At 63.6% G+C, this 4,354-nt stretch carries 6 protein-coding genes; all 6 read left to right on the top strand.

Annotated features, from left to right (window positions below):
* On the top strand, positions 1 to 856 hold an 856-nt coding region (locus EOA29_RS26725; RefSeq protein WP_189479000.1), incomplete at its 5' end, for a 2-oxo acid dehydrogenase subunit E2.
* Positions 857 to 871: 15 nt separating this feature from the next.
* The gene (locus EOA29_RS26720) at positions 872 to 1,297 is read left to right on the top strand and encodes a hypothetical protein (protein WP_126094055.1); all 426 of its coding nucleotides are present in this window, start codon (positions 872 to 874) and stop codon (positions 1,295 to 1,297) included.
* Entirely contained in the window at positions 1,294 to 1,932 is a 639-nt protein-coding gene (locus EOA29_RS26715; RefSeq protein WP_126094054.1) for an SGNH/GDSL hydrolase family protein, read from the top strand. The genes EOA29_RS26720 and EOA29_RS26715 overlap by 4 nt, the downstream gene beginning before the upstream one ends.
* A 27-nt stretch (positions 1,933 to 1,959) precedes the next feature.
* Positions 1,960 to 3,405: a dihydrolipoyl dehydrogenase gene (gene lpdA, locus EOA29_RS26710; protein ID WP_126094053.1), complete on the top strand. Its 1,446-nt coding sequence runs from the start codon at positions 1,960 to 1,962 to the stop codon at positions 3,403 to 3,405.
* Between the two features lie 120 nt (positions 3,406 to 3,525).
* A complete protein-coding gene (locus EOA29_RS26705) occupies positions 3,526 to 3,783 on the top strand; it encodes a GlsB/YeaQ/YmgE family stress response membrane protein (RefSeq protein ID WP_126094052.1) in 258 nt (85 codons plus the stop codon).
* Positions 3,784 to 3,913: 130 nt separating this feature from the next.
* The coding region (locus EOA29_RS26700; RefSeq protein WP_348628919.1) for a radical SAM protein at positions 3,914 to 4,354 on the top strand (441 nt) is incomplete at its 3' end.

The following is a 4,354-nucleotide window of genomic DNA, read 5'->3' as shown; positions in this document are numbered from 1 at the left end:
GGTGAAGGCCGATGTCGAGGCGGCGATCTCTTCCGGCGGAGCCAAGGCAGCGCCTGCCGCCAAGGCCCCGGCCGAGGCACCGGCGGCCGCGCCGATTGCGAAGCCGATGTCGGACGATCAGGTGCTGAAGCTGTTCGCGGAAGGCTCCTACGAGCTCGTCCCGCACGACAATATGCGCAAGACCATTGCGCGCCGCCTCGTCGAGGCCAAGAGCACCATCCCGCATTTCTACCTCACGCTCGACTGCGAGCTCGATGCGCTGCTCGCGCTGCGCACGCAGCTCAATGCGGCGGCGCCGATGCGGAAGACCGAGAAGGGCGAAGTTCCCGCCTACAAGCTCTCGGTCAACGACATGGTGATCAAGGCGATGGCGATGGCGCTGATGGCGGTGCCGGACGCCAACGCCTCCTGGACCGACAGCGCCATGGTCAAGCACAAGCATGCCGATGTCGGCGTGGCCGTGTCGATCCCCGGCGGCCTGATCACCCCGATCATCCGCCACGCCGATGAAAAGACGCTGTCGGTCATCTCCAACGAGATGAAGGATCTGGCGAGCCGTGCCCGCAGCCGCAAGCTGAAGCCAGAAGAATACCAGGGCGGCACCACGGCCGTCTCCAATCTCGGCATGTTCGGCGTCAAGGATTTCGCCGCCGTCATCAACCCGCCGCATGCGACCATTCTCGCGGTCGGAGCCGGTGAAGAGCGCGCAGTGGTGAAGAAGGGCGAGATCAAGATCGCCACCGTGATGTCGGTAACTTTGTCCACCGATCATCGTGCCGTCGACGGCGCGCTCGGCGCGGAACTGCTCGGCGCCTTCAAGCGCATGATCGAGAACCCGATGGGCATGCTGGTCTAGGAAGGAAAAGAGGCGGTGCGGAAGTTCTTCACCAGCCTTTTCGCCTTCATCCTATCCGGTCTGGCTGGCGGACTGGTCGTGCAGGAACTGGCCGTGCTTACCGGCGCGACCGAAGAATACATTCTGGTCTTCGCCGCAACGGTGATGATCCTCATCGTCGTGACGATCGCCTTCTTCCTGGTCCAGTTCCGCGCTGAGCCGGTTCGGGCGGTCGACCGGATGTTCTGGTGGCTGCTTGCGATCTTCGCGATCATTCTGGTCGCGCTCGCCGGTTGGACGTTTTCGGTGCCGCCCGAGAACCGGGCGACCGCAAGCGACCTTTCGATCGTTGCCGGACTGATCCTACCCGGCGTTGTGGCGATCATCGTGCAATGGCTGTTCGTGCGCTGGCGGCTCAAGCGCTCGTCGGCACCGTTCGGCAGGGATGGGGTAAGGGCATGAAGACAATTCTCTGCTACGGCGATTCGCTGACCTGGGGCTACGACGCCGCCAGCCTCGGCCGCCATGCGTTGGAAGACCGCTGGCCGAGCGTGCTCAAGGCGGCGCTGGGCGAGGGCATTGAGGTCATTGCCGAGGGCCTCAACGGCCGCACCACTGCCTTCGACGATTACCTGGCCGGTGCGGACCGCAACGGCGCGAGGACGTTGCCGACGATCCTGACGAGCCACGCGCCGCTCGACCTTGTCATCATCATGCTCGGCGCCAACGACATGAAGCCATGGATCCACGGCAATCCCGTCGCCGCCAAGCAGGGCATCCAGCGCCTGATCGATATCGTGCGCGGCCATGACTATCCATTCGACTGGCCGGCGCCGCAGATACTCATCGTCGCGCCGCCTGCGGTAACGCGCACCGACAATGCCGAATTCAAGGAAATGTTCGCCGGCGGCGACGACGCCTCGAAGCGCCTGGCGCCGCAATATTCGGCGCTGGCCGACGAGGCCGGCTGCGGCTTCTTCGATGCGGGCACCGTGGCAACGACAACGCCGCTCGACGGTGTCCATCTCGATGCCGAAAACACACGGCGGATCGGCCAGGCTCTGGCCCCGCTCGTGCGTGTGATGCTCTCACTCTAACCCCCAGAAAGATCAGGGAGAAAACCCGTGGCTGAGAACTACGACGTTATCATCATCGGCTCAGGTCCCGGCGGCTATGTCACCGCGGTGCGTTCCGCCCAACTCGGCTTCAAGACGGCGATCGTCGAACGCGAGCATCTGGGCGGCATCTGCCTGAACTGGGGCTGCATCCCGACCAAGGCGCTGCTGCGCTCGGCCGAGATCATGCATTATTCCGACCACCTCAAGGATTACGGCCTGAAGCTCGACGGCAAGGTCAACCCCGACACGGCCGCGGTGGTCGACCGCTCCCGCAAGGTGTCGCTCAGGCTGAACGGCGGCGTTGCCTTCCTGATGAAGAAGAACAAGGTCGACGTCATCTGGGGCGAGGCGAAGCTTTCCAAGCCCGGCGAGATCGTGGTCTCCAAGACCGCCAAGAAGCCGATGGAGCCGCAGCCGCCGGTGCCGAAGGGCGTCAAGGGCGAGGGCACCTACACCGCCAAGCACATCATTCTGGCGACCGGCGCCAGGCCGCGCGCGCTGCCCGGCATCGAGCCGGACGGCAAGCTGATCTGGACGTATTTCGAGGCGATGGTGCCGAAGGAGATGCCGAAATCGCTGCTGGTGATGGGCTCGGGCGCCATCGGCATCGAGTTCGCCTCCTTCTACCGCACAATGGGCGCGGACGTGACGGTGGTCGAGGTCTTGCCGGCGGTGATTCCGGTCGAGGATGCCGAGGTCTCGAAATTCGCGCAGAAGCAGTTCGAGAAGCAGGGGATGAAGATCCTCCTCGAAGCCAAGGTGACCAAGGTCGAGAAATCAGCCAATTCGGTCACCGCCCATGTCGAGATGAAGGATGGCAAGGTCGAGAAGATCACCGCCGACCGCATGATTTCGGCTGTCGGTGTGCAGGGCAACATCGAAAATCTCGGCCTCGAGGCGCTCGGCGTGAAGACGGATCGCGGCTGCGTCGTCGTCGACGGCTACGGCAAGACGAACGTGGCCGGGATCTATGCGATCGGCGACGTCGCGGGACCGCCCATGCTTGCCCACAAGGCCGAGCATGAGGGTGTCGTCTGCATCGAAAAGATCGCCAATTTCCCCGGCGTGCATGCCATCGACAAGTTGAAGATCCCGGGCTGCACCTATTGCAGTCCGCAGGTCGCGTCGGTCGGCCTGACCGAAGCCAGGGCCAAGGCCGAAGGCAAGGACATCCGCGTCGGCCGCTTCCAGTTCGGCGCCAACGGCAAGGCCATCGCGCTCGGCGAGGACCAGGGCTTCATCAAGACCATTTTCGACAAGAAGACCGGACAACTTCTCGGCGCGCATATGATCGGCGCGGAGGTGACCGAGCTCATCCAGGGCTTCGTCGTGGCGATGAACCTGGAGACCACCGAGGAAGAGCTGATGCACACGATCTTCCCGCATCCGACCCTGTCGGAGATGATGAAGGAAAGCGTGCTCGACGCCTATGGCCGCGCTTTGAACGCATGATAAATGGCCAATCGGTGATAGATTGGTTGGGCGAGACTCAGACGCGGCAGCCGGAGGACTTTGACGGCAGGGCAGTTCGTATCCGGATGCATTTTCACCTGATCGAGGAGGATTTGGCATATGGACGTGAATGGCGTGGGCTGGATTGCAGCCATCATCATAGGCGGCTTGGCCGGATGGCTCGCCGAAATGGTCATGAAGAGCAACACCGGCATCTTCATGAACATCATTCTGGGCATCGCCGGCGCGGTGGTGCTGAACGCAATCCTGAGAGCGCTCAACGTCGAGGCCTTCGGCGTCGGCTGGTTCGCCTATCTGATCACAGGCTTCATCGGCGCCTGCCTGCTGATCTTTGCGGGTCGGCTGGTGCGCCGCTGAGCCCCGGCGAACGCCGCTATGCGAAAATGGCCGTGGCGGCATGCGCCGGCGCGGCCTTTTTCTTTGCTTCGAAAAGTCCTAGATGACGCAGACGGACGGTCGCGTTACCAGCGGCCGCGAAGGGTTTGAGATGGTCACTGTTCTCGACACGATCGCCAACGCGCCGCGCCCGCGGCACCCCGAAAAGGCGCACAGGCCGGACCAGGAAGTGCTGCGCAAGCCGGACTGGATCCGCGTCAAGGCGCCGGTCTCGAAAGGCTATGCCGAGACGCGCGAGATCGTGAAGTCGAACAAGCTGGTGACGGTGTGCGAGGAGGCCGGCTGCCCGAACATCGGCGAATGCTGGGACAAGAAGCACGCCACCTTCATGATCATGGGCGAGATCTGCACGCGCGCCTGCGCCTTCTGCAATGTCGCCACCGGCATCCCGACGGCGCTCGACCCGGATGAGCCGGCGCGCGTCGCCCACGCCGTCAAGCAGATGGGCCTCAGCCACGTCGTCGTCACCTCGGTCGACCGCGATGATCTGGACGACGGCGGCGCGCAGCATTTCGCCGACGTCATCCATGCC

Origin of the sequence: Mesorhizobium sp. M1E.F.Ca.ET.063.01.1.1 (assembly GCF_003998155.1) — a bacterium.
Taxonomy (GTDB): Bacteria; Pseudomonadota; Alphaproteobacteria; order Rhizobiales; family Rhizobiaceae; genus Mesorhizobium.
The sequence above is the reverse complement of the archived record's forward strand: the minus strand, read 5'-3'. Positions and strand labels throughout refer to the sequence as shown.